The following is a 26,678-nucleotide window of genomic DNA, read 5'->3' as shown; positions in this document are numbered from 1 at the left end:
ACGGACGTTTGCTTGGCCGTGATGGCTATCCCGCCAGCATTGGGTAGGTGAACAACCCGAAGTGCAGCAGGTTTAACCCGAAATGCGTGGCGATGGCGGCGGCCAGTCCGCCGAAGCGGTAGGCCAGGCCGTAGCCGATGCCGGCCAGGGTTGCCAGCAACACCCACTGCCAGCCTGCGCCCCAGTGCGCCAACCCGAAAACTGTTGCAGCAAGTAACACGGCGAGGTATTCGCCGTACGGCAGGTGTTTGAGTCGTTGGCTCAGGCCGCCCTGTATATAGCCGCGGAACAGGGCTTCTTCTACCAGGGTGACTAATAGCAGGTTGTTGAGGACCCAGATGCGCGCGACGTCGGGCCATTTGGGTCCCCAGTCGATGATGCCGAGTAGCCATGCGCGCGCCAGAACGGTAGCTGCGATACAGCGCTCATGAACGCGTGTTCGCAGCGCAAGGGACACCGAAGGACTGGCCAGGGTGATGAAGGCTGTGAGGCTGATGGTGATGGCGCTGATTTTCAGTGTTTGCGTGGATGCGCGCGGGGCGATGATCCATGGGCAGGCGAAGCGAATTTTCTGTTTGTGGATGCCGGTGCGGAGCAGGCGTGCGATGGGAATGCTGGCCAACAGGGTGATTGGTCAGTGGGTTAGTGCGAGTACTTAGCCGGTGGTGAGCAAGGTGGGGTAGGGTCAGGGCAGATCTGGCATGGTGGGACGTCCATGTTTGCGGGCGAAGTTGGCATTTAGTATGTCGATCGGGTGTTTGGGCAGTGGGGGCGATTACCCCCACTGTCCCGCTTCTGATTACGCCGTTTCTTTCGATTGCACTCTGTTCTGAGCTTGATGTTTTTCCGCAGGGTCATTCCTCGCAATGGCGGACATTTTCTTTTGTGCGATTTCGGCTCCTTTGCGCCGCAAAGGGACCTCGACAAGCCTATAGTTCAGTTCGCTGAGCACAATCATGATGATTGCCGATGTAGCCAGAAGCTCTGTAGTAAAGCCTTGCGCAAGCGTCAGCCCCTTCTCCAAAGCTACCCGGTACCAAATTTCCGTACTTAGGTGATACGCGAACATATGGATTACATACAGTGCGTAGGAGCGTGAACCCAGCCATTGAAATAGACTGCTCAGTATCGACGGGCAGAAGATGTAGCCTTTTTCGTAGCTAGCAAGCCAAGTAATGATCAATGCGTTTATTGCAATCAGACCGACAGCGATAGGTGCGGCTATCAACTGACCAGCGATAGCGCCGAGCATGTACAGAAGAAACAAAGTCACGGCAAATCGCTTGATTCTACTCGTGCCCAGGGCGGTGGGCTCAATATCCTTGTACAGCGCCGTACGTGTAAACAAGCACAAGAGAATTCCCCACATCATGGCATCTAAACGAAATGAGAAGAGCAAGCCGGCGGGTGGGGGGGCGAAGGCGTTACGATCTAGGCAAAACTGGGCCGCGATCAAGGTGATTAAGGCTATTGCCCGCCAGCGAGTGGAGGTTATCAGCAGAAGAAACAGGGGGAAAATGAAGTAAAACTGCTCTTCAAGTGCCAGGCTCCAGTAAACAGAATTGGGCCCGAGGAGTAGGCCGTACTGGTTCGCGAGGTTGCCGCTAAACGTGGCAACGGCTGTGAAGCTGCGCAGATTGTAAAACCAGGATTCAAACGCATTTGACTGATTGAAAAATATTGAAAATACGAGAGGAACAAGCACCCATAGCCAAGCGGTGGGAAGGAGGCGGTACGCACGTCTGATCCAGAAGGATGCTGCTGCGATTCCAAACCTACCTTGAGTTCTATTTTTGTCGAAATAGTCGAGATAGGCCTTGCTGACGACATATCCTGATATGCAAAAGAACAAATCTACACCTGACCATGGGGAATAGACGTTAAACAGCTTCTGCATGAAGTCTGCATGGAAAGGTAATAGCTGATTTGAATGCGTCACTACCGTCATAAGGATGGCTATGGCGCGTAGGTATTCAATTTCAATGTTTTTTTTAAGACTCATCGATCTCTCTTATTGTTATGTCACAACGGGAGCGCAAACGGTGTTGGCTGCCTGGTCAAGAATCGGGACTCTGGGGATCGACAGCGCTATTTCGGCCAGTCGCCTGGCGGCATCATGGATGGGCCTGTTGAAGGCTTCAAGGCCAGGTGCCAAATTTTACTACTCGCTTGGGTGCCCAGGCCGCACTTATAGGCCGATTCGTTGCTCTCTTCGTCTTCCAGCAAGCGCAAACCCTCGGAGCGCTGATAGAAGAAGCTTAAGGTGCCGCATTGCGCGGTGATCATCAAAGCATGGCCAGGATTCATTGGCTGAATTCTATAGGTGCCAGAAACCATGATTTGTTCTTCACTTTGCGTAGACGTAATGGTCGCCCGGTCGTGCTCGTCGAGCACAAGAAGAGCGTCATCTTGTCCACCTTCGCAAGCGCTGAGCAGTATGGCTGCGAATATGGCAGCTAAGTTAATGCATTTCATGATGTCTGGTTTTCTTAAGTTTTCTTGCCCATTTATGCAGGAGAGCGCTGAAAAACGCCACTTGATCTCGTCTGCTTTTGCGAGATCAAGCTACCTGATCTGTCCTCCGGATTGCCTTCCTTTTCGTTGCCCAGCGGTTCGCCGCTGATGTCTGTGCGCACGGTGCCGGCCGGTGCGTAGGCGACGACCAGTGGCGTGGAGGCGGGCCAGTTGGTTTTGACTCGCGGGTGCACGCGACCTTCGAAGTTGCGGTTGCCCGAGAGGATCAGGCTATCCCGCCAACATTGGGTAGGTGAACAACCCGAAGTGCAGGAGGTTTAATCCGAAATGCGTGGCGATGGCGGCAGCCAGTCCGCCGAAGCGGTAGGCCAGGCCGTAGCCGATGCCGGCCAAGGTTGCCAGCAACACCCACTGCCAGCCTGCGCCCCAGTGTGCCAGCCCGAAAACTGTTGCAGCTAATAACACGGCGAGGTGTTCGCCGTACGGGAGGTGTTTGAGTCGTTGGCTCAGGCCGCCCTGTACATAGCCGCGGAACAGGGCTTCTTCTACGAGGGTGACCAATAGGAGGTTATTGAGGAGCCAGATGCGCGCGACGTCGGGCCATTTGGGGGCCCATTCGATGATGCCCAGCAGCCAGGCGCTGGCGAAGGTGACGAGTGCGGTGAGGGTCAGGGCGATGGCGCTGGTTTTCAGGGTTGGGCTGAAGGCGCGTTGGGCGATGATCCAGGGGCAGGCGAGCAGGAGCCAGAAGCCCAGCAGGGGTTTGTCGAGGTTGAGGTACATCGAGAAGGGAGCGGCGTTTTCGCTGAAGCGTTGGGGCTCGATGACTTGGGCGTTGTGGAAGCCTGGTAGGTAGTGGAGGGCCAGGGCGATTGCGATGAGAACGAACAGGCTATGGCCAAGGTAGCGGGCGTAGCGGTGGTTTTGGGGTTGGACGGCGAAGCCGGCTAGCAGGAGCAGGGTGATGGGGATGCTGGCCTGGAGGGACAGTTGACCGTAGGTGAGCGCCAAAACGTAGCCAGCGGTGAGCATGGTGAGGTACGGCCAGGGGAGGCGGAGCATGGTGTCGTCCTTGGTGGGGGCTTCGCTGGTTTGGGCATTTAGGCAGATGTGGGAGGGAGGGGCAATCCATGTTGGAGGGATAGTTGGTGGTGGGGGAGGAGTTTTTGGGGTTTTTTCGGGGGGATGGTGTTTGGGACTGAGATAAATACCAAGGGGGACGTGAGATAAACCTGGGCCAATCCGCTCCAATATACCGTCGAGCCGTCAACTTGCCGCGTATCGGCGCCGTCGATTGGGCTGGCGGCGGACACGATCAAACCCGACTTGGCGCTCTCAACTTACGGCATTCAGCACGAAACGGTCGCTTGATCATGGGGAACAAATGATCGGCGTTGAACTGGAGTACGGCGAAGTCAGCGCCGTTGATTACATGACATGCCGGATACGGGTTCGACTGGATGACCGCGACGGCGTCGAAAGCTACTGGCTGCACGTACCGCAGCGGAACGTCCAAGGCACCAAACGCCGGCCGCTGTTGCCCGAACTGGGCGAACAGGCGGCGGTATGGACGCGGGCGGCAACTCCAATCACCACAGCCACTAGGCTGCCATTTCCCGGCCCTGCGGCTGATTCGCCCCATATTTCGCGCCGGCCCGAAGCGCGTGGCGAAGCTTCAAGGCCGGCCGTTCGATGTAGTAGTACGACACGCCGCTCAGCAAAAACGACAACACCAACACCGTTGCAACGATATGCCCGTCGTAGGCTACCGGCCAAAATGCGCGCAGGAAGTACATGACCACGAAGTGATTCAGGAACACGCCGTAACTGATGTTCCCCAAGAACTCGTCCACCCGGTGAAACTTGAGCTTTGTTAGCAGGTACACGGCGGGCACACCCAGTGCGATGCCGGCGGTGACCTCGGCGTTAAACGGCCGCCGCTCAATCAAGCCCGCCATGATTGCCGCGAACATCAGCGCCGCAACCACGGCGGTGCCGGCAGCGATCGCTAAACCCTTCGCTTGTGGTTTGTACAGGTAACTGCCGCACAGGAACATGAACAGGACTCCCGGCAAAAGTCGGTAGCCATATAGGTCGGCGTTGATGAACCCGAGGCAGGCGGCGATGAAGACGATGACGGACAGGGAAAACGCAACGCCCCGCGCCCTGTAGATGATCAGAAAAGGGATAACCAGGTAGAAACACATCTCAAGCCCCAGCGACCAGGCCGGCGGCAAGATCTCCGATCCGGCCATTCCGAACATGTAGAAACCCAGCGGCACAATGGGAAGGCTTGCGGCGATGTTCCTGAACGTCAGCTCGGCCGCTTGAGGCGTGCCGGGAAGCAGGAAATAGATCACCAGGCAGGAGGAAACGAAGTAGAACAAGAACTGAGGGTAAAGCCGTAATGCCCTATCCACGTAGAACAGGCCGATTTTATCCGGCGAACTGTAGTTGCGCTCGATCAGCGAGGTCATCACAAAACCGCTGATGATCAGGAAAGAAATCACGGCAACCACGCCGGGGTTTAACCCCATGAACGTTTTGCCCATATGAGAAACGGCGACCAAAACGGCCAATAGCAGACGATAAGCTCCCACTTAAATCCCCAAACGTCCTTGTAGTTGTGGCGCGTAAATTACGATGGTTTGCGCCCGGAGAACAGGCATTTCCGCCCCGGCCACGTTTCCTCATTCTCTTTAAACCCGATTAAAAGCCGCCGCGCCGCTGTTTTCGCATGATTGGCGTATGACGACGCCCATTCTCTACACCAGCATCACCGCCACCCATTGGCAGCCCGCCCTCGGCACTCCGGGAGAGGTTGTCGAGGGCCTGTGCGATATCGATCAGGCGATCCGTATCGTGCCGTCTGCGCCCAAGGGCAGTGACCCGCACCGGCCGGAGTTCGGCAGCGATCTCCACCTTTATTTCGATTGGCCCGAAAACAGGGTGACCCCCCTTTTGGTTCGCGAAGCGGTTGACGTGATCTGCCGTTGGCAAACCCGCGTCTGGGTCGTAAAGGTCGAGGTAAATATCGACGCCCCTCGGACCACGTTGCGGGTGCAGTGGCGGGTTGCTGACGGCGTCCCCCAGTTGACTGAGGTTGCCCTATGCGCGAACGGCCTAAACCTATTTTTGTGGACGTAAACCCTGCGGCGACTGAGGCCTCGCTGATCGTCCGCTATGCGAAAATTTTTCCACGTTCATTTATCGCGCATCAAAGCCCGAATTTTTCGCGCAGCGCATCAGGATGGTGTTTAGGGGTGGGATTGGAGAGGGTGGTGTTTGTTATACCGCTATCGCGGGCAAGCCCCACATGGGTTAGTGGTGTTGGTGTTGGTGTTGGTGTTGGGGGGATTTTTGATCCCCCCGCTTGGGTTATGAGGCTATTAGTTGGCGCAGTACGTAGTGCAGGATGCCGCCGGATTTGAAGTATTCGACTTCGTTCAGCGTATCGATCCGGCACAGCACATCGACCTTCTCGCGGCTGCCGTTTTCCCGGGTGATGACCAGGGTCAGGTTCATTCGTGGCGTGAGTTCGACGCCTTTCAGGCCGAGGATGTCGAGGGTTTCCTTGCCGGTGAGGTTGAGGCTTTTGCGGTTTTGGTCGAGTTTGAATTGCAGGGGCAGTACGCCCATGCCGACCAGGTTGGAACGGTGTATGCGTTCGAAGCTTTCGGCGATGACGGCTTTGACGCCCAGCAGGTTGGTGCCTTTGGCGGCCCAGTCGCGGCTGGAGCCGGTGCCGTATTCCTGGCCGGCGATGACAACTAGCGGGGTGCCGGCGGCCTGGTAGCGCATGGCGGCGTCGTAGATCGCGACTTTTTCGCCGGTGGGGATGTAGATCGTGTTGCCGCCTTCTTCGCCGCCGAGCATTTCGTTGCGGATGCGAATGTTGGCGAAGGTGCCGCGCATCATCACTTCGTGGTTGCCGCGGCGCGAGCCGTAGGAGTTGAAGTCCCGGGGATCCACGCCTTTGCTGCGCAGGTATTGGCCGGCGGGGCTGTCGACCTTGATGTTGCCGGCGGGGGAGATGTGGTCGGTGGTGACGGAGTCGCCGAGCATGGCGAGGACCCGGGCGCCGGCGACATCCTTGACCACCGGAGGCGGGCCGCCGATGTCGTCGAAGAACGGTGGGTGCTGGATGTAGGTGGAGTCGTCCTGCCAGACGTAGGTGGCGGCTTGCGGCACTTCGATGGCTTGCCATTGTTCGTCGCCGGCGAACACTTCGGCGTATTCCTTGTGGAACATGGCGGTGTTGACCTGGCTCACGGCGTCGGCGATTTCCTGGGTGCTGGGCCAGATGTCGCGCAGGTAGACCGGGTTGCCGTCGTGGTCGTTGCCCAGGGGTTCGCTGCTGATGTCGGTGCGCACGGTGCCGGCCAGGGCGTAGGCGACCACCAGTGGCGGGGAGGCGAGCCAGTTGGTTTTCACCAGCGGGTGCACGCGGCCTTCGAAGTTGCGGTTGCCGGACAGCACGGAGGCGACGGTGAGGTCGGCTTTCTGGATGGCTTTTTCGATCGGTTCCGGCAGTGGGCCGGAGTTGCCGATGCAGGTGGTGCAGCCGTAGCCGACCAGGGCGAAGCCGAGTTGATCGAGGTATTGGGTCAGGCCTGCGGCCTTGTAGTAGTCGGTGACGACTTTCGAGCCGGGGGCCAGGGAGGTTTTGACCCAGGGTTTGCGGGTCAGGCCTTTTTCCACGGCTTTTTTCGCCACCAGGCCGGCGGCCATCATTACGCTGGGGTTGGAGGTGTTGGTGCAGGAGGTGATGGCGGCGATGACCACGGCGCCGTTTTTCAGGCGATAGGTGTGGCCGTCGTATTCGTAGTCGGTTTCGCCGACCAGGTCGGCATTGCCCACGGCCACGCCACCGCCGCCTTCACTTTCCAGGCGACCTTCTTCCTTGCTGGTGGGTTTGAATTGCAGGTCGATAAAGTCGCTGAAGGCCTGGGCGACGTTGGGCAGCGAGACGCGGTCTTGCGGGCGTTTCGGCCCGGCGAGGCTGGCTTCGACGCTGGACATGTCCAGGGCCAGGCTGTCGGTGAACGCCGGCTCTTTGCCCGGCAGGCGCCACAGGCCCTGGGTTTTGCAGTAGGCCTCGACCAGCTTGACGGTTTCCGGCGGGCGGCCCGAGAGGCGCAGGTAGTCGAGCGTGACGTCGTCCACCGGGAAGAAGCCGCAGGTGGCGCCGTATTCCGGGGCCATGTTGGCGATGGTCGCGCGGTCGGCCAGGGGCAGTTCGGCGAGGCCGTCGCCGTAGAATTCGACGAATTTGCCGACTACGCCTTTCTTGCGCAGCATCTGGGTGACGGTGAGCACCAGGTCGGTAGCGGTGATGCCTTCCTTGAGCTTGCCGGTGAGCTTGAAGCCGATGACTTCCGGAATCAGCATGGATACCGGTTGGCCGAGCATCGCCGCTTCCGCTTCGATGCCGCCGACGCCCCAGCCGAGTACGCCGAGGCCGTTGATCATGGTGGTGTGGGAGTCGGTGCCGACCAGGGTGTCGGGGAAGGCGTAGGTGCGGCCGTCTTCATCCTTGGTCCAGACGGTGCGCCCCAGGTACTCGAGGTTGACCTGGTGGCAGATGCCGGTGCCCGGTGGCACGACGCTGAAGTTGTCGAAGGCGCTCTGGCCCCAACGGAGGAAGGCGTAGCGTTCGCCGTTGCGCTGCATTTCGATGTCGACGTTCTGCTCGAAGGCGCCGGCGGTGCCGAATTTGTCGACCATCACCGAGTGGTCGATGACCAGGTCCACGGGGGACAGCGGGTTGATGCGTTGCGGGTCGCCGCCGGCCTTGGCCATGGCGGCGCGCATGGCGGCCAGGTCGACCACGGCGGGGACGCCGGTAAAGTCCTGCATCAGTACGCGGGCGGGGCGGTACTGGATTTCCCGATCGGAGCGGCGCTCTTTGAGCCAGGCGGCAATGGCCTTGAGGTCGGCGCCGGTGACGGTCTTTTCATCTTCCCAGCGCAGCAGGTTTTCCAGCAGTACTTTTAACGACATGGGCAGTTTGTCGAGGTCACCGAGGCTCTTGGCGGCGTCGGGCAGACTGAAATAATGGTAGGTCTTGTCGTCGACTTGCAGGGTCTTGAGGGTTTTCAGGCTATCGAGGGACGGCATTACGATCACTCCTTTTGATCCGCACGGCTACGGACTGAGGGGACGAACTGAGGTCTTAACCTAGTCCTGTTTGCGGCTTAACGCTAATAACTGGACTCTATGGACAGGTCCAAGGTTCCGAACTCGGCTATCATGCGCCGGTTTTCGTGACAGGCTTTGCTTCAACGCAAGCCTGGGCATCGCGCAGTGGCTGAATTCCTCGCCATCTGCCCAGGAGTAATAATGAACACCCTCTTTATGCATTGCCGGCCGGGCTTCGAAGGCGAAGTCTGCTCCGAGATTTCCGAGCATGCGGCCCGTTTGAACGTGGCCGGTTATGCCAAGGCCAAGACTGCCAGCGCCTTTGCCGAGTTTATCTGCACCGAGGAAGACGGCGCCGAGCGCCTGATGCGCGGGCAGCGCTTTGCCGATTTGATTTTCCCGCGCCAGTGGGCTCGCGGGATGTTTATCGAGCTGCCGGAAACGGATCGCATCAGTGTGATCCTGGCGCACATGGCTGACTTTGCGCTGTGTGGCAGTTTGTGGCTGGAGATGGTTGATACCAACGATGGCAAGGAGCTGTCGAATTTCTGCAAGAAGTTCGAAGTGCATTTGCGCAAGGCGCTGATGGCGGCGGGCAAGCTGGTGGAAGACCCGCTCAAGCCGCGGTTGCTGTTGACGTTCAAGAGTGGGCGCGAAGTGTTCATGGGGCTGGCGGAGTCGAACAATTCGGCGATGTGGCCGATGGGCATTCCACGGTTGAAGTTTCCCCGCGAGGCGCCGAGTCGTTCGACGTTGAAGCTGGAGGAGGCGTGGCACCACTTTATCCCGCGGGACCAGTGGGATGAGCGGTTGCACAGTGACATGACCGGTGTGGACCTGGGTGCAGCGCCGGGCGGCTGGACCTGGCAGTTGGTGAACCGAGGCATGCTGGTGACGGCGATCGATAACGGGCCGATGGCGGAAAGCCTGATGGAAACCGGGTTGGTGCAGCATTTGATGGCGGATGGTTTCACCTTCAAGCCCAAGCAGCCGGTGGACTGGATGGTGTGCGACATCGTCGAGAAGCCGGCGCGCAATGCGGCGATGCTGGAGGAGTGGATCGGCGAGGGGCATTGCCGTGAGGCGGTGGTGAACCTGAAATTGCCGATGAAGCAGCGCTATGCCGAGGTAAAGCGCTTGCTGGAGCGGATTGCCGAGGGCTTCAAGGCGCGGGGGATTCGGGTGGAGATTGGCTGCAAGCAGCTGTATCACGACCGGGAAGAGGTGACCTGTCATTTGCGCAGGATTGACGTAAAAAAACCAAAATCCCGCTAACCCCACCCCCCGTAGGAGCTGCCGAAGGCTGCGATCTTTTGATCTTGATGTTCAGCAGCCTTGAAAGCTCAAGATCACGATCAAAAGATCGCCCCCCGGTAGGAGCTGCCGAAGGCTGCGATCTTTTGATCTTGATGTTCAGCAACCTTGAAAGCTCAAGATCACGATCAAAAGATCGCCCCCGGTAGGAGCTGCCGAAGGCTGCGATCTTTTGATCTTGATCTTCAGCAACCTTGAAAGCTCAAGATCACGATCAAAAGATCGCAGCCTTCGGCAGCTCCTACGGGGGAGCGTGTTATGCCACAGATGACCGAACACCCGACATTGCGCGACAATGTCGGCCAGTTTCAGGAGTGAATCATGAGTGAAATGCTTGATACGCCGGTCGACGGCACCCTCGACGCCACTGGCCTCAACTGCCCGGAACCGGTGATGATGTTGCACCAGCACATCCGTGACCTGGTGCCTGGTGGTCTGCTGAAGGTGATTGCCACCGACCCGTCGACCCGGCGTGACATTCCCAAGTTTTGTGTGTTCCTCGACCATGAACTGGTTGGGCAGCATGAAGAGGCAGGGACCTACCTCTACTGGATTCGCAAGAAACTCGCTTAAGCAGCTCGCTTGAGCATGGATGAGCACCTTGTGGGAGCTGGCTAGCCAGCGATAGCGATGGTGAATGTGACACCGCCATCGCTGGCAAGCCAGGCTCCCACAGGGCGCGCGGGTGTTTGTTGGATTGTGCAACGCCACAAATCTGTGGGAGCTGGCTTGCCAGCGATGGCGATGGTGAATGTGGCACCGTCATCGCTGGCAAGCCAGGTTTCTACAGGGTGATGCGGATGCGGCGGCGGGCGCTGCGGGTCAGGCGGATGGAGAGCATCAGTGCGGCGCAGCTCAGGCCGACGATCAGGCCTTGCCATAGCCCGCTCGGGCCGCTTGGTTCGCCGAACCAGTTGGTGAGGCCTAGCGCGTAGCCCACGGGCAAACCAATGCCCCAGTAGGCGAACAGGGTCAGGATCATCGTTACCCGGGTGTCCTGATAACCGCGCAGGGCGCCGGCTGCGGTGACCTGGATCGCGTCGGAGAACTGGAACAGCGCCGAGTACACGATCAGCATCGCTGCAACATGAATCACCGTCGGATCCGAGGTGTAGATGGTCGCGATCTGTTCGCGCAGTAACAGCATCATGCTCGCCGAAATGCACGCATACGCCAGCGCGGTGCCCATGCCGACGCCGGCGGCGAACCTTGCTTCGCGCGGTTGCTCGCGCCCGAGGGCCTGGCCGACGCGCACGGTGACGGCCATGCCCAGGGAGTAGGGGATCATGAACACCAGGGAGCTGAAGTTGAGGGCGATCTGGTGCCCGGCTACTACGGTCGCGCCGAGGCTGCCGATCAGTAGGGCGATCACGGCGAAGATGCTCGACTCGGCAAACACCGCAATGCCGATTGGCAGACCGATGGAGAGCAGGCGCTTGATCACCGACCACTTCGGCCAGTCGAAGCGGCTGAACAACTGGCTCGACTGATAAACCGGCGCCCAGCGTTCCCAGCCGGCCATGCCCAGGGCCATCACCCACATCACGATCGCCGTGGCCCAACCGCAGCCAACGCCACCCATGGCGGGCACGCCGAAGTGGCCATAGATGAAGATGTAGTTGAGCGGGATGTTCAGCGCCAGGCCGCACAAGCCCAGGACCATGGCCGGGCGGGTGCGCCCAAGGCCGTCGCTGAAGCAGCGCAGCACGTGGTAGAGCGCCACCGCAGGCAGGCCGCTGGCAATGCCGTGCAGGTATTGCATGCAGGGGCCGATGAGTTCGGGGTCGACGTTCATCAGGTGCAGGATCGGCTCGGCGCTGAGCAGCATGCCGGTGGCCATCAAACCTACGACCAGTGCGAGCCACAGCGCCTGGCGCACGATCGGGCCGATTTCGCTGTGGGTGCCGGCGCCAAAGCGCTGGGCGACTTTCGGGGTGGTGGCGAGCAGGGTGCCGGTCATCAGCAGGAACACCGGGACCCAGATCGAGTTACCCAGGGCCACCGCCGCCAGATCCCGCGGCCCGACCCGGCCGGCCATCACGGCGTCGACGAAACCCATCGCGGTGGTGGCCAGCTGCGCGATCATGATCGGCAGGGCCAGGCCCAGCAGGTTTTTCAGCTCCAGACGCACCCGGGCCGGGCGGGTGAGGGGGGTGGTAGAGGCGTGGTCAGTGGCGGAATTCAAGGCGTAACGTCCAAAGGTATTGATGCGCGAGGCGGGGCATTCTACGCGTTGACGCAGTGGTCAGGAAAATAGCTATGTTGGGGATTTGTAATTGCACAAAAACCATTCCCTCATCCCGCCACGGTCCCCCGTAGGAGCTGCCGAAGGCTGCGATCTTTTGATCTTTGCTTCGACGGGTTCGAATGCCCCGAAGATCAAGGTCAAAAGATCGCAGCCTTCGGCAGCTCCTGCGGGTGGTGAGGGATCGGTGCTAGGCGATGGGTGGCATCTGCGCCTACACTGCCGATCCCCCAAAGGAGCCCACCATGCTGATCGTTGCCGACGAAAATATCCCGCTACTCGATGCCTTTTTCGAATCCTTCGGTGAGATCCGCCGGGTACCGGGGCGGTCGATTGATCGCGCCACCGTTGAGCAGGCCGACGTGTTGCTGGTGCGTTCCGTGACCAACGTCAACCGTGCTTTGCTCGAAGGCAGCAAGGTGCGGTTTGTCGGCACCTGCACCATCGGCACCGATCACCTTGACCTGGACTACTTCCAGCAAGCCGGCATCAGCTGGTCGAGCGCTCCGGGCTGCAACGCCCGGGGCGTGGTCGACTATGTGCTTGGCAGCCTGTTGACCCTGGCCGAGATCGAAAGCGCGGACCTCAAGCAGCGCACTTATGGCGTGGTGGGTGCCGGTGAAGTGGGCGGTCGCCTGGTTGAAGTCCTGAAGGGCCTGGGCTGGAACGTGCTGGTCTGCGACCCGCCGCGCCAGAGCGCTGAGGGCGGTGATTTTGTCAGCCTGGAGCAGGTCATCGAGCGCTGCGATGTCATCAGCCTGCACACCCCCCTGAAAAAACACGGCGCGCAGTCCACCTGGCACCTGTTCGACCGCGATCGCCTGAGCCAGCTCAAACCCGGCACCTGGCTGATCAACGCCAGCCGCGGCCCGGTGGTCGACAACGCCGCCTTGCGCAACGTGCTGCTGCAGCGCGAAGACCTGCAGGCGGTGCTGGATGTCTGGGAAGGTGAGCCTGAGGTGGATGTGGCGCTGGCGGACCTGTGCGTGTTGGCCACGCCGCACATTGCCGGTTACAGCCTCGATGGCAAGCAGCGCGGCACGGCGCAGATCTATCAGGCGTTTTGCGATTTCCTTGGGCAGCCGGCGGCGGTCAGCCTGAGTGAGCTGCTGCCGGCGCCCTGGTTGGCGCAGGTCACCCTCAACGCCCAGACCGATCCGGCCTGGGCGCTGGCGATGTTGTGCCGCGGGGTGTACGACCCACGCCGTGATGATGCGGATTTCCGTCGCAGCCTTGTAGGCAGTGTGAGCGAGCAGCGTGCGGCGTTTGATGCCCTGCGCAAGCATTACCCGTTGCGCCGGGAGATTGATGGGCTGCAGGTGCGGGTTGAGGGGGAGTCTGTGGAGTTGCAAAAGATCGTGGCGGCATTAGGGGCCACCTCAATCCCGGCGTAGCGCCTACCTTCCCGTAGGAGCTGCCGAAGGCTGCGATCTTTTGATCTGGTTCTTGATTGTAAAAAACCAGAAGCAAGATCAAAAGATCGCAGCCTGCGGCAGCTCCTACAGGGGTATGCCATAAACCGCCCATAACAAACCCGGCCATCAAGGCGGGGTTAAGAAACCGCCCATAAAAAACCCGGCCATCAGGGCCGGGTCAAGAAGACGGGCTATATCAATCTTGTTTGGCAGGCTCGACCAATCGCTTCTCCAGGTCGCGGCAAGCGTCCTGGATCATGGCTTCAGTGATTGGCACTTCGCGCCCCTGCTCGTCGATAATCGAGCAACCCAGAGACTGGCCGGGCTGTGTACGAATCACTTCAATCTTGTCTTCGCTGCTGTGTTGCAAGGACATGGCCTGTCTCCTCATCAGGTTGTGTGCTTACTATAAAACCGCCTGGTGACCGGGCTGTGACAGTCCCTGCGGTCTTTCCTGAACGGCATCGACAGTCCACCAGAAATAACGCAGGGTTGCCACCCGGACTTTAGACCAATAGCGTCTAGCGCCTAGGCCTTGCGGTCATAATTAACCTGACTCATTGTGATTTACACAAGTTCCCTTCAAACCACCGCGCCGTGGCGCACCTGGATGATTTTGATGCTTTCTGCCCGTCACCGCCGTGCCATTCGCCTGACCAGTCGTTTTCTCGCACCGTACCGCTGGCCAGCCCTCGGCGCGTTGTTGGCGCTGATTGCCACGGCTGGCATCACCCTGTCCATGGGGCAGGGCATTCGACTGCTGGTGGATCAGGGGTTCATGACCCAGTCACCGCATCTGCTCAATCAATCCATCGGCCTGTTCATGTTGCTGGTGGGGGGCTTGGCGGTCGGCACCTTTGCGCGTTTTTACCTGGTGTCGTGGATCGGCGAGCGGGTGGTCGCGGACATTCGCCGGCAGGTGTTCAACCACCTCGTCTACCTGCATCCCGGTTTTTATGAGGACAACCGCAGCTCCGAGATCCAGTCGCGCCTGACGGCCGACACCACTTTGCTGCAATCGGTGATCGGCTCTTCGCTGTCGTTGTTCCTGCGTAATTTGTTGATGGTGATCGGCGGGGTGATCCTGCTGTTCATCACCAACCCCAAACTCACCAGCATCGTGGTGGTCGCCTTGCCGCTGGTGATTGCGCCGATCCTGATCTTCGGTCGCCGGGTGCGCAGCCTGTCGCGCATGAGCCAGGACCGCATCGCCGACATCGGCAGCTACGTGTCCGAAACCCTGGGCCAGATCAAGACCGTGCAGGCCTATAACCATCAGGTGCAGGACGAGCAACGGTTTGCCGTGACCGTGGAGCAGGCGTTCGAGACCGCGCGCAAGCGGATCTTCCAGCGCGCCTGGCTGATTACCCTGGTGATCGTGCTGGTGCTGGGGGCGGTGGGCGTGATGTTGTGGGTGGGCGGCATGGACGTGATTGCCGGGCGGATTTCCGCGGGCGAGCTGGCGGCTTTCGTTTTTTACAGCCTGATCGTCGGCAGCGCGTTCGGCACCTTGAGCGAAGTGATTGGTGAACTGCAACGCGCCGCTGGCGCCGCCGAGCGCATTGCCGAGTTACTGCGCTCGGAAAACATCATCCAGCCGCCGACCTCGGGGCTGGTGACCTTGCCCGAGCGGGTCGCCGGCGATCTGGTGCTGGAGGATGTACGTTTTTCCTACCCCTCGCGGCCGGAAAGCTACGCGGTCGATGGCCTGAGCCTGACCATCCATGCCGGCGAAACCCTGGCCCTGGTCGGGCCTTCGGGGGCGGGCAAGTCGACGGTGTATGACCTGCTGCTGCGCTTCTACGACCCCATCGCCGGGCGCATCCTGCTCGATGGCGTGCCACTGACCCAGCTCGACCCCCTGGACCTGCGCCGCTGCTTCGCGCTGGTGTCGCAGAACCCGGCGCTGTTTTACGGCAGCGTTGAAGAGAACATCCGCTATGGCCGGCCGGACGCCACCCTGGCCCAGGTGCAGGAAGCGGCGAAAATCGCCTATGCCCACGACTTCATCGAACAGATGCCCGACGGCTACCAGACCCACCTCGGCGACGGCGGCCTGGGCTTGTCCGGCGGCCAGCGCCAACGCCTGGCCATCGCCCGTGCTTTGCTGGTGGACGCCCCCATCCTGCTGCTCGACGAAGCCACCAGCGCCCTCGATGCCCAGAGCGAACACCTGATCCAGCAGGCGCTGCCTAGCCTGATGAAAAACCGCACCACCCTGGTCATCGCTCACCGCCTGGCCACGGTGAAAAACGCCGACCGCATCGCGGTGATGGATCAGGGCAAATTGGTCGCCGTGGGGACGCATCAGGAGCTGATCGCAGGGAATGCGCTGTATGCGCGGTTGGCGGCGTTGCAGTTCAGTGATGGGCATGACGGGGCGTGAATGAGAGCTGCTGAATGGAGTCGGGTTCGGGCATTATGTGGGCCTCTGTTGCTAGCCTGGATGAGGATATGAGCCGTTACCAACCACCGTTGACCCTGACGACCAACATGCTGGGCCTGATCGCGCAGATCAGCGAACAGATCGGTCAGCTCGCGGCCTTGGATGAACGCCTGCAAACTCCTCAATTGCGGCGCAGCAATCGCATTCGTACGATTCAGGCTTCGCTGGCCATCGAGAACAACACCCTCAGTGTCGAGCAGGTCACGGCCGTTCTGGCCGGGCAGCGAGTACTTGGCCTGCCTCGTGAAATCCAGGAAGTACGTAACGCCTTTGCAGCGTATGAAGCCATGCCTGATTGGACGTCGAGCAGCCGCGCCGACCTGTTGCACGCGCATGAGTTGCTGATGGGTGGCTTGATTGATGACTGCGGGCGGTTCCGCCAGGCCGGTGTAGGGATTTACCGAGGCGAGAAGTTGGTCCACATGGCGCCGCCGCCAAGCCGTGTTTCGCACCTGATAGAAGATCTGCTGGCATGGCTCGGCGCGTCAGATTGGCATCCGCTGATCGTCAGTTGCGTGTTTCATTACGAGTTCGAGTTTATCCACCCTTTTGCCGACGGCAACGGTCGGATGGGGCGACTCTGGCAAACCTTGATACTCAGCCAGTGGCGACCGGTATTGGCGTACTTGCCTGTCGAGGCCGTGATTCGAGAGCAGCAGGATGATTATTACGCTGCACTGTCGGCGGCGGATCAGATGGCTGAATCCACGCCTTTTGTCGAGTTCATGCTTCAGGCGTTGAGTGTTGCACTTGCCGAAGCGGCTCGGAGCGAGGCAGCGACCGACCAAGTAACCGACTATGTAAGCGACCAAGTAACCGACCAAGTAGCCAGGCTGCTAACGGTTCTGCGTGGATCCCCAGCGCTCAAAGTAAATGATCTGATGGCGGCGCTCGTTCTGGTTCATAAAGCGACCTTTCGTGCCAACTATCTTAAACCAGCGTTGGCTTTGAGCCTGATTGAAATGACAGATCCCGATTCCCCCCGCAGTCCTGCCCAGAGGTACCGCCTCACCGAAACCGGGGAGCGGGCGGCGCGACGGAAACCCAAATAGATTTCGCAGATGAAAAAAATGCCCGCATTTCGCAATGCGGGCATTTTTTTCAGCGGATCAATCCACCCTCACTGATCATCAAAATACCGCTCATGCCAATCCACCAGCGGCTGCGGCGAATTCAGCTTCTGCCCGTAGATCACCGAATACGACAACACGTTCTGCACGTACTGCCGGGTTTCATCGAACGGAATGCTCTCCACCCACACGTCGAAACTCAGGTGATCGGCACCGCGCAGCCACTGGCGTACGCGGCCCGGGCCGGCGTTGTAGGCGGCGGAGGCGAGGACGCGGTTGCCGTTGAACTGGGCGTGGACCTGGCTCAGGTAGGCGGCGCCGAGTTGGATGTTCGTGTCCGGGTTGAGCACTTGCTGAGGCGAAGCCAGGGGAATGCTGAACTTGCGTGCAGTTTCCTTGGCGGTGGCTGGCATCAGCTGCATCAGGCCGCTGGCGCCGACGCCGGAGCGGGCGTCGTCCATGAAGGCGCTTTCCTGGCGGGTAATGGCGAAGACCCAGCTCGAATGCAGGCCGCGGACCTTGGCTTCACGCACCAGCGTTTCGCGGTGGGCCATCGGGAAGCGGATATCGAGGTCGTCCCAATACTGCGCCTGGCTGATGGTGCGGATCGCCGGGAAATACCATTTCAGGTCATAGGCCAGTTTGGCCTGGGCGACCATTTCATCGCGGTTGAAGTGGCGGCTGACGTGATACCACTCGCGGCGACCGTCGACGATCTGCCCGCGAGCATGAAACTCCAGCGCGCGGCGAATGCCCGGTGTATTGCGCACCTTGTTGATCAGCGCCTGGCTCAACACCAGCGGCTTGTTGTTCAGCGAGTAGGGCGATTGCGAACGATCGGCGGCCAGGAAGCCATAGAAGTCACGCTCGCGGGCCAGGCCCTTGTACAGCGTCTGCGCTTCCGGGTTCTGCGGTTGGGCCAGTTCCAGGCTGCGGGCCTGCCAGTAGCGCCAGCGGTTGGTGGTCGCCAGGTCCTGGGGCAGGCGGCGAGTCAGCTGATAGGCATCATCCCAACGCGCCAGGCGCAGCAACAGGCGCAGGCGCCATTCGGAAACGGTGTTGTCGCGCAGCTCCGGGTCGTACTTGGTCATCACCTCCAGCGCCCGGGCGTCGAACCGGCGGGCGAGGGTCAGGCCGATTTCCCGGGCAATGGCAACTTTTTCATCGCGGGAAAAATGCATGCTGCTGGCATAGCCGTCGAGCAGGGCCATGGCCTTGTCCGGGTCCTGGCGCGCCAGGCGGCGCAGGCCAAGGCTGACGACGTCGGACATCGGCTCATCGGCCGGGGTGAAACGTGACGGCTGGTTGAGCAGCTCGGGTTTCTGCGCTACATCCACCAGCAGGCGGCCGCGTGGGGCGAGGGTGGTGAGGCCGTTGACCAGGCTGTTGGCCAGCGGATAGTTGCGCGCCTGGGCCGCGAGCTTGGTGCGCTCCCAGCGTTTCTGTTCAGTCAGTTGACCATCGGCGGCCCACACCCCGAACAAGCCGTCGCAGGCGGCCGGCAGGGATTTACCGGTGAGCCACAGCTTGTTGGCGTTGGCGTAGCCTTCGGATTTCTGGTTGTGGCCGATCTGGTATTGCGCGTTCAAGCAGTCCAGCTCGGTGAAGTTGAGCTTGGGGTCGTAATACTTGACGAAGGGTGCCCAGTCGCCGCGTTCGGCCAGCCAGCGCAACCAGCGCAGTTTCATCCAGTTGGCCTGGGGCAGGTCACCGTGCTCGGCGAGGAATTTCTCGATTTCGGCATTGCTGGCGGTTTTCAGGCGCGCGGTCAGTTCGTCATACGCCAGGTAAGGTTCCAGCGGATAATCGGCCAGGGCCTGGCTGTAGCGCATATAAGGGCCGGTATCGCCCTTGGCCAGCGCGCGCTTGGCTTCGTCGTAGTATTGGCGCTGGGTGGACAGGTCCACCGCCTGGGCTGATTGGATGGCAGAGGCAGAAAGAAGCAAACATGAAAAAAGACTGAAAAGGCGACTGCGCATGAGACATCCGGGCAGAGAAATCATGACAAGTGCGGGCAGGACCCCCACTGAATAATCTGTAGCTTAGCCTTTTGCCCGCGCCCGGCGAAAGCTTTGCCGGCCTCTTGGCATCAGTTCGCAACATTTGTCATGCAGAGTGCCCCGACATTGAAATTGCCGGCCTTTTGCAGCCTCAAGTCAGGTAGAATGCGCGCCCGGTTTTTGGAGAAGCTCATGACCCTGCTCAAATTCAGCGATGTGTCCCTTGCTTTCGGCTCTACGCCGTTGTTGGACAAGGTGTCCTGGCAGATCGCCCGTGGAGAGCGGGTGTGCATCATCGGCCGCAACGGCACTGGCAAGTCCAGCATGATGAAGCTCGTCAAGGGCGACCAGAAGCCGGATGACGGCTCCGTTTGGCGTGCCCCCGGCCTCAAGATTGGCGAATTGCCGCAAGAATTGCCGGTAGCCGACGAGCGGACCGTGTTCGACGTGGTGGCTGAAGGCCTGGACGGCGTTGGTGAGCTGCTCGCGCAGTATCACCACCTGAGCCAGAACATCGTCACCGACGCCGACCTGGACAAGCTGATGCACGTCCAGCAAGACCTCGAAGCTCGTGACGGCTGGCGCTTGCAGCAATTGGTAGACAGTACCCTGAGCCGCCTGCAACTGCCGGCCGACAAGACCCTGTCCCAGTTGTCCGGCGGCTGGCGTCGTCGCGTGCTGCTGGCCCAGGCCCTGGTTTCCGAGCCGGACCTGCTGCTGCTCGACGAACCGACCAACCACCTGGACATCGGTGCCATCGCCTGGCTTGAAGAAGCGCTGAAGGATTTCCAGGGCGCCGTGCTGTTCATCACGCACGACCGTTCTTTCCTGCAGAACCTGGCGACCCGCATCCTGGAACTGGATCGCGGCGGCCTGATCGACTGGAACGGCGACTACGCCAGCTTCCTGGTGCACAAGGAGGCGTCGCTGGCCGCTGAAGAAACCGCCAACGCGCTGTTCGACAAGAAGCTGGCCCAGGAAGAAGTGTGGATCCGCCAGGGCATCAAGGCCCGTCGTACCCGTAACGAAGGCCGTGTTCGCGCATTGAAAGCATTGCGCGTCGAGCGTAGCGAGCGTCGTGAGCGCACCGGCAAGGCCAACATCCAGCTGGACACTGCCGACAAGTCCGGCAAGCAGGTGATGGTCCTCGAGAACGTGAGCTTCGCGCATCCGGGCGGCCCGTTCCTGATCAAGGATTTTTCGATGGTCCTGGCGCGCGGCGACCGTATCGGCCTGCTTGGCGCCAACGGTACCGGCAAGACCACGCTGCTCAAACTGATGCTCAACGGCCTGCAGCCTACCAGCGGCACCGTGGAGGAGGGCACGCGCATCGACGTGGCCTACTTCGATCAGTTGCGTCATCAGCTGGACCTGGAAAAGACCGTGATCGACAACGTGGCCGAAGGCCGCGACTTTATCGACATCGACGGCCAGAGCCGCCACGTGCTGAGCTACCTGGGCGACTTCCTGTTCAGCCCGCAGCGTGCCCGCACGCCGGTCAAGGCGCTGTCGGGTGGTGAGCGTGCGCGTCTGTTGCTGGCCAAATTGTTCAGCAAACCGGCCAACCTGCTGGTGCTCGACGAACCGACCAACGACCTCGACGTGGAAACCCTCGAGTTGCTGGAAGAGGTCCTGCTGACCTTCAACGGCACCGTGCTGATGGTCAGTCACGACCGGGCATTCCTCGACAACGTGGTGACCAGCACCCTGGTCTTCGAAGGTGAAGGCAAGGTTCGCGAATACGTCGGTGGGTATCAGGACTGGCTGCGCCAGGGTGGCTCGCCGCGCCTGCTGGGCGTGACCGAGAGCAAATCGGGTAAAGCCGACCTGACGTCGGCGGTGGTGACTGCCGAGGCGGCGCCTGTGGCTGCTGCGGTTGAAGCGCCAGTGGCGAAGAAGAAACTCAGCTACAAGCTGCAGCGCGAGCTGGAAGCCTTGCCGGGCCAGATCGAAGCCATGGAGCAGCAGATCGCCGCGGTTGAAGCGCAAATGGCCGACAGCGCGTTCTACCAGCGTCCTGCGGCGGAAACCGCAGCGGTGATTGCTCAGCTGGAACAGTTGCAGGCGGAACTGGAAGTGATGGTGGAGCGTTGGGCCGAGCTGGACGCCTGATTAACCCCGCAATAAAAAAGCCCGGCGTCCAGTGATGAGCGCCGGGCTTTTCGTATGTACCGCGATCCCGTAGGAGCTGCCGAAGGCTCGGGCCGCGTTCGGACGATCTTTTGATCTTGCTTTAAAAAACCAAGCCCAGGATCGCAGCTCCTACAGGGGATTGTGTTGTCAGTTCTTGTTGGCCAGGCGCACCGCCAGCACGTCACAGGGCGCGCCATGCAGCACGTCATTGGCCGTCGAGCCCAGCAGCAAGGCCAGGCCATGGCGGCCATGACTGCCCACCACGATCATGTCGCAGCCTTGCTCCTTGGCCAGGTGATGGATTTCCTGGCGCGGTTGGCCGTAGGTCAGGTGGCTGAATTCCTTGGACAGCTCCGGGTACTTGATGATCAACCGGTCAAGTCGCTCGCGAGCCTGGTCAAACTGCTGTTGTTGCAGTTGCGACAGGTCCATGGGCACGTCGCCGCCAAAGGCCATGGCCATCGGTTCGACGATGTGCACCAGGGACAGCTTGGCACCGTTGCTCACCGACAGTTCGCGAGCACGGTGAATTACAGGGTCGCACTCTTCGGTTAGATCTACAGCGACCAGAATATGGTGGTAGGGCATGAGGTGCTCCTCCTGAGAATGGCAATAGTGATAAGTATGGCTGGTTTCAAGCGCAGCGGTTCCAAAGTGACCCGGACGCGCTCATTTAAAAAAACGATGCCTGTAAAAACGGAGTACTGATATGACGGTCTGGATAGTGGTGTCAATCCTGTTGGTGGTTTTGAGTCCGCTGGCATGGTTGCGGCCGTCCCGTGGCCAGAGCGGTCGCATGGCCCTGCGCATGGAGGCGCGACGCATGGGCCTCGCCATGCAACTGGCGCCCGTGGAGTGGCCGCACTGGCTCAGCCAGGAGCCGCCAAGCCCGTGCGCGCAGTACCATCGGCCACGACGCGGCAAGCAGCCGGCCTGCTGGAGTTACTGGCAAAAAGCCCCTGGGGTCTGGGTGAATCAGTGGCAGGAAGTCTGCGAGGATCAGGCGCTGCTGAATCATTTCGAAAAATTGCCAGACAACGTCTACAAGATCGAGGCGGATCAGCAAATGATCACCTTGTATTGGGGGGAGAAGGGCGAGGCAAGTGTTTTGCAACAAATCGACGCCACCCTCAAAGCCCTGGCCTGAAACCGATCTGCCTGGCCTGCGGTGTTGCATCCACATTTCCCGAGACAATAAAAAGCCCGACATCAACATCGGGCCGGGTTGGCCAGGCAGGCCGGAAAACGGTGTGGGCTGATCTTACGCTTGGCATTCGTCCAAGCGTTGATAAATTTTCCTCCAGGTCCCCGCCAGCGTAGCCTCTTAAACGGAAGCTGCCGCGAATTAGGGCGACTTTTCTAACTATTGATTCTATGAATGGCCACACATGCACCCGCGTGTTGAAGATCTTCGCGTAACGGAAATGACCGCAAAGTCGCATTTGCGCCCCTATTTTGGGCGATTGACAATTGTCTGAAATTCCGTGAAGGTGACGTACCCAAATCAAACGGGCGTATGAATTGAGCGTTTGCATTGCGCATCGCTCCTACGAATCCCGACTATCGCGTTGGCGGGTGTGACGGGTGGATTGGCGTAGCATCGACGAATAACGTCCTGCCAAGCCATTCGCCTGCGTCCGACGTGTACTGTTCAGCTTCCATATCGTGGAGATCAGTTGATGATTTACGAAGGTAAAGCCATCACGGTTACGGCTCTTGAAAGTGGCATCGTCGAATTGAAATTCGACCTCAAGGGTGAGTCCGTCAACAAGTTCAACCGTCTAACCCTGAACGAACTGCGTCAGGCCGTAGACACCATCAAGGCAGATGCTTCGATCAAGGGTGTGATCGTCAGCAGCGGCAAGGACGTTTTCATCGTCGGCGCCGACATCACCGAATTCGTCGAGAACTTCAAGCTGCCCGATGCAGAGCTTGTTGCAGGCAACCTCGAAGCCAACAAGATATTCAGTGATTTCGAAGACCTCAACGTCCCGACTGTCGCCGCGATCAACGGTATCGCCTTGGGTGGCGGTCTGGAAATGTGCCTGGCGGCGGACTACCGCGTCATGTCCACCTCGGCCAAGATCGGTCTGCCGGAAGTCAAGCTGGGCATCTACCCTGGCTTCGGCGGCACCGTGCGCCTGCCGCGCCTGATCGGTGCCGACAACGCCATCGAATGGATTGCCGCCGGCAAGGAAAACCGTGCTGAAGACGCGCTGAAAGTTGGCGCTGTAGACGCAGTGGTGGCTCCTGAGAAACTGCAGGAAGCGGCCCTTGAACTTATCAAGCGCGCCATTTCCGGTGAGTTTGACTACAAGGCCAAGCGCCAGCCGAAGCTGGAAAAGCTCAAGCTGAACGCGATCGAACAAATGATGGCCTTCGAAACTGCCAAAGGTTTCGTGGCCGGTCAGGCTGGCCCGAACTACCCGGCGCCGGTTGAAGCGATCAAGACCATCCAGAAAGCCGCGAACTTCGGTCGCGACAAGGCTCTGGAAGTCGAAGCGGCAGGTTTTGTGAAACTGGCCAAGACCTCTGCTGCGCAGAGCTTGATCGGTCTGTTCCTGAACGATCAGGAACTGAAGAAAAAGGCCAAGGCCTACGACGAAATCGCTCGCGACGTGAAGCAGGCTGCCGTATTGGGCGCTGGCATCATGGGCGGCGGCATCGCCTATCAGTCGGCTTCCAAAGGTACGCCGATCCTGATGAAGGACATCAACGAGCACGGTATCGAGCAGGGCCTGGCTGAAGCCGCCAAGCTGCTGGTTGGCCGCGTTGATAAAGGCCGCATGACGGCGGCGAAAATGGCCGAAGTGCTCAACGGCATTCGTCCAACCCTGTCCTACGGCGACTTCGGTCACGTGGACCTGGTGGTCGAAGCCGTGGTCGAGAACCCGAAAGTCAAGCAGGCCGTACTGGCCGAAGTGGAAGACAAGGTCAAAGAGGACACTATCCTCGCGTCCAACACCTCGACCATTTCCATCACCTTGCTGGCCAAGGCCCTCAAGCGTCCGGAAAACTTCGTCGGCATGCACTTCTTCAACCCGGTGCACATGATGCCGCTGGTTGAAGTGATCCGTGGCGAGAAGTCCAGCGAGCTGGCTGTTGCCACCACCGTTGCCTACGCCAAGAAAATGGGCAAGAACCCGATCGTGGTCAACGACTGCCCGGGCTTCCTGGTCAACCGCGTGCTGTTCCCGTACTTCGGCGGTTTCGCCAAGTTGGTCAGCGCTGGTGTGGACTTCGTGCGCATCGACAAGGTCATGGAAAAATTCGGCTGGCCGATGGGCCCGGCTTACCTGATGGACGTGGTCGGCATCGACACCGGTCACCACGGTCGTGACGTGATGGCTGAAGGCTTCCCGGATCGCATGAAAGACGACCGCCGTTCGGCGATCGACGTGCTCTACGAAGCCAAGCGCCTGGGCCAGAAGAACGGCAAGGGCTTCTACGCCTACGAGACCGACAAGAAGGGCAAGCAGAAGAAAGTGGCCGACCCGTCGGTGCTGGAAGTGCTCAAGCCGATCGTTTACGAGCAGCGCGAAGTCACTGACGAAGACATCATCAACTGGATGATGATCCCGCTGTGCCTGGAAACCGTGCGTTGCCTGGAAGACGGCATTGTCGAAACCGCCGCCGAAGCCGACATGGGTCTGGTCTACGGTATTGGTTTCCCTCCATTCCGTGGCGGCGCGCTGCGCTACATCGATTCGATCGGTGTTGCCGAGTTCGTTGCCCTGGCTGACCAGTACGCTGATTTGGGCGCGCTGTACCACCCGACCGCAAAACTGCGTGAAATGGCCAAGACTGGCCAGCGGTTCTTCGGTTAAGCGTCCCAACACTTGAGCGAGAGTGAAATTTTATGAGCTTGAATCCAAGAGACGTCGTGATTGTCGACTTCGGTCGTACGCCGATGGGCCGCTCCAAGGGCGGCATGCACCGCAACACCCGTGCCGAAGACATGTCGGCGCACCTGATCAGCAAACTGCTGGAACGCAACGTCAAGGTTGATCCTAACGAAGTCGAAGACGTGATCTGGGGCTGCGTCAACCAGACCCTGGAGCAGGGCTGGAACATCGCCCGCATGGCGTCCCTGATGACGCAGATCCCGCACACCGCTGCCGGCCAGACCGTCAGCCGCCTGTGTGGCTCCTCGATGAGCGCGCTGCACACTGCTGCGCAAGCGATCATGACCGGCAACGGTGACGTATTCGTGGTTGGCGGCGTCGAGCATATGGGTCACGTGAGCATGATGCACGGTGTCGATCCGAACCCGCACATGTCGCTGTACGCGGCGAAAGCCTCGGGCATGATGGGCCTGACCGCGGAAATGCTCGGCAAGATGCACGGCATTACTCGCGAACAGCAGGACGCCTTTGGCGTGCGCTCCCACCAGCTCGCTCACAAGGCGACCGTGGAAGGCAAGTTCAAGGACGAGATCATCCCGATGCAGGGCTACGACGAGAACGGTTTCCTGAAACTGTTCGACTACGACGAAACCATTCGTCCGGAAACCACCCTGGAAAGCCTGGCGGCGTTGAAGCCAGCGTTTAACCCCAAGGGCGGCACCGTGACAGCCGGTACTTCGTCGCAGATCACCGATGGTGCCTCGTGCATGATCGTGATGTCGGCGCAACGTGCACAGGACCTGGGCATCCAGCCGCTGGCGGTGATTCGCTCGATGGCAGTGGCGGGTGTGGACCCGGCGATCATGGGCTATGGTCCAGTACCGGCCACCCAGAAAGCACTTAAGCGTGCCGGCCTTGGCATCAACGATATCGACTTCTTCGAGCTCAACGAAGCTTTCGCCGCACAGGCCCTGCCAGTGCTGAAAGATCTGAAAGTGCTCGACAAGATGAACGAGAAGGTTAACCTGCACGGCGGCGCGATCGCCTTGGGTCACCCGTTCGGTTGCTCCGGAGCGCGTATCTCCGGCACTCTGCTGAACGTGATGAAGCAAAATGGCGGCAGCCTCGGGGTTGCCACCATGTGCATTGGTCTCGGCCAAGGCATCTCCACCGTCTTCGAACGCGTTTAAGCGTTACGTTGATGGAAGCCGGGGCCAAGTGCCCCGGTTTTTGTTTTTCTGAAATTTTTTTTATTTTTATTTTGAAAAGATTTGTGCGAGGGCCAAACCATGCTTTTACAACCTGGGCTCTACCAACATTACAAAGGTCCGCAGTACCGCGTATTCAGCATTGCGCGACATTCGGAAACAGAAGAAGAAGTGGTCTTCTACCAAGCCCTGTATGGTGATTACGGCTTTTGGGTGCGTCCCTTGAGCATGTTCCTGGAGTCGGTCGAGGTTGACGGCGAACAGGTGCCACGCTTTGCTTTGGTGCAGGCCGAACCGAGTGTTTTTTCGAAGGTATAAGCTGAGTGCGCGCCGAACCCTGCGCTTGACCTCATCTTGTAGCCACTATATATAGCGGTGCCGCGTCA

20 protein-coding genes and 2 pseudogenes are annotated in these 26,678 nt (G+C 59.9%); 11 read left to right on the top strand and 11 right to left on the bottom strand.

What is annotated here, in order from left to right; genetic code table 11:
* Positions 1-25 precede the first annotated feature (25 nt).
* From AAEZ09_RS23005 to AAEZ09_RS22980, 6 genes and pseudogenes are all read right to left on the bottom strand, one after another.
* Positions 26-397, bottom strand: a pseudogene (locus AAEZ09_RS23005) (CPBP family intramembrane glutamic endopeptidase); the annotation flags it as partial.
* Between the two features lie 402 nt (positions 398-799).
* Complete coding sequence (locus AAEZ09_RS23000; protein WP_350600878.1) at positions 800-2,002, bottom strand: acyltransferase family protein; 1,203 nt, start codon at positions 2,000-2,002, stop codon at positions 800-802.
* 86 nt (positions 2,003-2,088) lie between these two features.
* The gene (locus AAEZ09_RS22995; protein WP_350600876.1) at positions 2,089-2,475 is read right to left on the bottom strand and encodes a hypothetical protein; all 387 of its coding nucleotides are present in this window, start codon (positions 2,473-2,475) and stop codon (positions 2,089-2,091) included.
* 107 nt (positions 2,476-2,582) lie between these two features.
* A pseudogene (locus AAEZ09_RS29560) lies at positions 2,583-2,741 on the bottom strand (aconitase family protein); the annotation flags it as partial.
* 4 nt (positions 2,742-2,745) lie between these two features.
* Complete coding sequence (locus tag AAEZ09_RS22985; protein WP_350600873.1) at positions 2,746-3,537, bottom strand: CPBP family intramembrane glutamic endopeptidase; 792 nt, start codon at positions 3,535-3,537, stop codon at positions 2,746-2,748.
* A gap of 539 nt (positions 3,538-4,076) precedes the next feature.
* Positions 4,077-5,075, bottom strand: coding sequence for an acyltransferase family protein (locus AAEZ09_RS22980; protein ID WP_350600872.1), 999 nt, complete (start codon positions 5,073-5,075; stop codon positions 4,077-4,079).
* Positions 5,076-5,223: 148 nt separating this feature from the next.
* On the opposite strand from AAEZ09_RS22980, the gene AAEZ09_RS22975 reads away from it, so the two are divergent.
* Positions 5,224-5,622 carry a GPW/gp25 family protein gene (locus AAEZ09_RS22975; protein WP_350600870.1) on the top strand — a complete coding sequence of 133 codons (399 nt, stop codon included), beginning with the start codon at positions 5,224-5,226 and terminating at the stop codon, positions 5,620-5,622.
* Positions 5,623-5,853: 231 nt separating this feature from the next.
* On the opposite strand, the gene acnA is transcribed toward AAEZ09_RS22975, so the two are convergent.
* Positions 5,854-8,595, bottom strand: coding sequence for an aconitate hydratase AcnA (acnA, locus tag AAEZ09_RS22970; RefSeq protein WP_350600869.1), 2,742 nt, complete (start codon positions 8,593-8,595; stop codon positions 5,854-5,856).
* Positions 8,596-8,817: 222 nt separating this feature from the next.
* On the opposite strand from acnA, the gene rlmM reads away from it, so the two are divergent.
* Positions 8,818-9,891, top strand: coding sequence for a 23S rRNA (cytidine(2498)-2'-O)-methyltransferase RlmM (gene rlmM, locus AAEZ09_RS22965; protein ID WP_205893260.1), 1,074 nt, complete (start codon positions 8,818-8,820; stop codon positions 9,889-9,891).
* A gap of 360 nt (positions 9,892-10,251) precedes the next feature.
* Positions 10,252-10,503, top strand: coding sequence for a sulfurtransferase TusA (tusA, locus tag AAEZ09_RS22960; RefSeq protein ID WP_045062389.1), 252 nt, complete (start codon positions 10,252-10,254; stop codon positions 10,501-10,503).
* A 211-nt stretch (positions 10,504-10,714) separates the two neighbouring features.
* Here tusA and AAEZ09_RS22955 read toward each other — a convergent pair whose 3' ends face one another.
* A complete protein-coding gene (locus tag AAEZ09_RS22955) occupies positions 10,715-12,115 on the bottom strand; it encodes an MATE family efflux transporter (RefSeq protein WP_350600868.1) in 1,401 nt (466 codons plus the stop codon).
* A gap of 305 nt (positions 12,116-12,420) precedes the next feature.
* Between AAEZ09_RS22955 and pdxB the strand changes: the two genes are divergently transcribed.
* On the top strand, positions 12,421-13,569 hold the full coding sequence (gene pdxB / locus AAEZ09_RS22950) for a 4-phosphoerythronate dehydrogenase PdxB (RefSeq protein WP_350600867.1): 1,149 nt from the start codon (positions 12,421-12,423) through the stop codon (positions 13,567-13,569).
* 217 nt (positions 13,570-13,786) lie between these two features.
* Here the strand turns inward: pdxB and AAEZ09_RS22945 are convergent, their stop codons facing one another.
* Positions 13,787-13,966 (bottom strand): PA1571 family protein, encoded by a 180-nt coding sequence (locus AAEZ09_RS22945; RefSeq protein ID WP_350600865.1) that lies wholly within the window; start codon positions 13,964-13,966, stop codon positions 13,787-13,789.
* A gap of 234 nt (positions 13,967-14,200) precedes the next feature.
* Here AAEZ09_RS22945 and AAEZ09_RS22940 point away from each other — a divergent pair, with 234 nt between their 5' ends.
* Entirely contained in the window at positions 14,201-15,976 is a 1,776-nt protein-coding gene (locus AAEZ09_RS22940) for an ABC transporter transmembrane domain-containing protein (RefSeq protein WP_194690443.1), read from the top strand.
* 68 nt (positions 15,977-16,044) lie between these two features.
* Entirely contained in the window at positions 16,045-17,088 is a 1,044-nt protein-coding gene (locus tag AAEZ09_RS22935; protein WP_350600864.1) for a Fic family protein, read from the top strand.
* Positions 17,089-17,156: 68 nt separating this feature from the next.
* On the opposite strand, the gene AAEZ09_RS22930 is transcribed toward AAEZ09_RS22935, so the two are convergent.
* Positions 17,157-19,085 carry a transglycosylase SLT domain-containing protein gene (locus AAEZ09_RS22930; RefSeq protein WP_045062401.1) on the bottom strand — a complete coding sequence of 643 codons (1,929 nt, stop codon included), beginning with the start codon at positions 19,083-19,085 and terminating at the stop codon, positions 17,157-17,159.
* A 213-nt stretch (positions 19,086-19,298) separates the two neighbouring features.
* On the opposite strand from AAEZ09_RS22930, the gene AAEZ09_RS22925 reads away from it, so the two are divergent.
* Complete coding sequence (locus tag AAEZ09_RS22925; RefSeq protein WP_045062403.1) at positions 19,299-21,218, top strand: ATP-binding cassette domain-containing protein; 1,920 nt, start codon at positions 19,299-19,301, stop codon at positions 21,216-21,218.
* Positions 21,219-21,386: 168 nt separating this feature from the next.
* On the opposite strand, the gene AAEZ09_RS22920 is transcribed toward AAEZ09_RS22925, so the two are convergent.
* Positions 21,387-21,827 carry a universal stress protein gene (locus AAEZ09_RS22920; protein WP_045062405.1) on the bottom strand — a complete coding sequence of 147 codons (441 nt, stop codon included), beginning with the start codon at positions 21,825-21,827 and terminating at the stop codon, positions 21,387-21,389.
* 121 nt (positions 21,828-21,948) lie between these two features.
* On the opposite strand from AAEZ09_RS22920, the gene AAEZ09_RS22915 reads away from it, so the two are divergent.
* The 4 genes from AAEZ09_RS22915 to AAEZ09_RS22900 all read left to right on the top strand — a co-directional run bounded on the left by AAEZ09_RS22915 (position 21,949) and on the right by AAEZ09_RS22900 (position 26,610).
* On the top strand, positions 21,949-22,386 hold the full coding sequence (locus AAEZ09_RS22915; protein WP_350600862.1) for a hypothetical protein: 438 nt from the start codon (positions 21,949-21,951) through the stop codon (positions 22,384-22,386).
* A gap of 532 nt (positions 22,387-22,918) precedes the next feature.
* Positions 22,919-25,066, top strand: a complete 2,148-nt coding sequence (gene fadB / locus AAEZ09_RS22910) for a fatty acid oxidation complex subunit alpha FadB (protein WP_045062410.1) — start codon at positions 22,919-22,921, stop codon at positions 25,064-25,066.
* Positions 25,067-25,098: 32 nt separating this feature from the next.
* A complete protein-coding gene (gene fadA / locus AAEZ09_RS22905) occupies positions 25,099-26,274 on the top strand; it encodes an acetyl-CoA C-acyltransferase FadA (RefSeq protein WP_045062413.1) in 1,176 nt (391 codons plus the stop codon).
* A 99-nt stretch (positions 26,275-26,373) separates the two neighbouring features.
* A complete protein-coding gene (locus tag AAEZ09_RS22900; protein ID WP_045062415.1) occupies positions 26,374-26,610 on the top strand; it encodes a DUF1653 domain-containing protein in 237 nt (78 codons plus the stop codon).
* Positions 26,611-26,678 lie beyond the last annotated feature (68 nt).

It is taken from the genome of Pseudomonas sp. 65/3-MNA-CIBAN-0223, assembly GCF_040310425.1.
Lineage (GTDB): Bacteria > Pseudomonadota > Gammaproteobacteria > Pseudomonadales > Pseudomonadaceae > Aquipseudomonas > Aquipseudomonas gregormendelii.
Note: the sequence above shows the minus strand (reverse complement) of the source record. Positions and strands in the feature narration are given on the sequence as shown.

Excerpts from the sequence above, each read along its gene's own strand:
- AAEZ09_RS23000 (WP_350600878.1), bottom strand. The coding sequence starts at position 2,002 with ATGAGTCTTAAAAAAAACATTGAAATTGAATACCTACGCGCCATAGCC.
- AAEZ09_RS22995 (WP_350600876.1), bottom strand. The coding sequence starts at position 2,475 with ATGAAATGCATTAACTTAGCTGCCATATTCGCAGCCATACTGCTCAGC.
- AAEZ09_RS22985 (WP_350600873.1), bottom strand. The coding sequence starts at position 3,537 with ATGCTCCGCCTCCCCTGGCCGTACCTCACCATGCTCACCGCTGGCTAC.
- AAEZ09_RS22975 (WP_350600870.1), top strand. The coding sequence starts at position 5,224 with ATGACGACGCCCATTCTCTACACCAGCATCACCGCCACCCATTGGCAG.
- acnA (WP_350600869.1), bottom strand. The coding sequence starts at position 8,595 with ATGCCGTCCCTCGATAGCCTGAAAACCCTCAAGACCCTGCAAGTCGAC.
- rlmM (WP_205893260.1), top strand. The coding sequence starts at position 8,818 with ATGAACACCCTCTTTATGCATTGCCGGCCGGGCTTCGAAGGCGAAGTC.
- tusA (WP_045062389.1), top strand. The coding sequence starts at position 10,252 with ATGAGTGAAATGCTTGATACGCCGGTCGACGGCACCCTCGACGCCACT.
- pdxB (WP_350600867.1), top strand. The coding sequence starts at position 12,421 with ATGCTGATCGTTGCCGACGAAAATATCCCGCTACTCGATGCCTTTTTC.
- AAEZ09_RS22945 (WP_350600865.1), bottom strand. The coding sequence starts at position 13,966 with ATGTCCTTGCAACACAGCAGCGAAGACAAGATTGAAGTGATTCGTACA.
- AAEZ09_RS22940 (WP_194690443.1), top strand. The coding sequence starts at position 14,201 with ATGATTTTGATGCTTTCTGCCCGTCACCGCCGTGCCATTCGCCTGACC.
- AAEZ09_RS22935 (WP_350600864.1), top strand. The coding sequence starts at position 16,045 with ATGAGCCGTTACCAACCACCGTTGACCCTGACGACCAACATGCTGGGC.
- AAEZ09_RS22930 (WP_045062401.1), bottom strand. The coding sequence starts at position 19,085 with ATGCGCAGTCGCCTTTTCAGTCTTTTTTCATGTTTGCTTCTTTCTGCC.
- AAEZ09_RS22925 (WP_045062403.1), top strand. The coding sequence starts at position 19,299 with ATGACCCTGCTCAAATTCAGCGATGTGTCCCTTGCTTTCGGCTCTACG.
- AAEZ09_RS22920 (WP_045062405.1), bottom strand. The coding sequence starts at position 21,827 with ATGCCCTACCACCATATTCTGGTCGCTGTAGATCTAACCGAAGAGTGC.
- AAEZ09_RS22915 (WP_350600862.1), top strand. The coding sequence starts at position 21,949 with ATGACGGTCTGGATAGTGGTGTCAATCCTGTTGGTGGTTTTGAGTCCG.
- fadB (WP_045062410.1), top strand. The coding sequence starts at position 22,919 with ATGATTTACGAAGGTAAAGCCATCACGGTTACGGCTCTTGAAAGTGGC.
- fadA (WP_045062413.1), top strand. The coding sequence starts at position 25,099 with ATGAGCTTGAATCCAAGAGACGTCGTGATTGTCGACTTCGGTCGTACG.
- AAEZ09_RS22900 (WP_045062415.1), top strand. The coding sequence starts at position 26,374 with ATGCTTTTACAACCTGGGCTCTACCAACATTACAAAGGTCCGCAGTAC.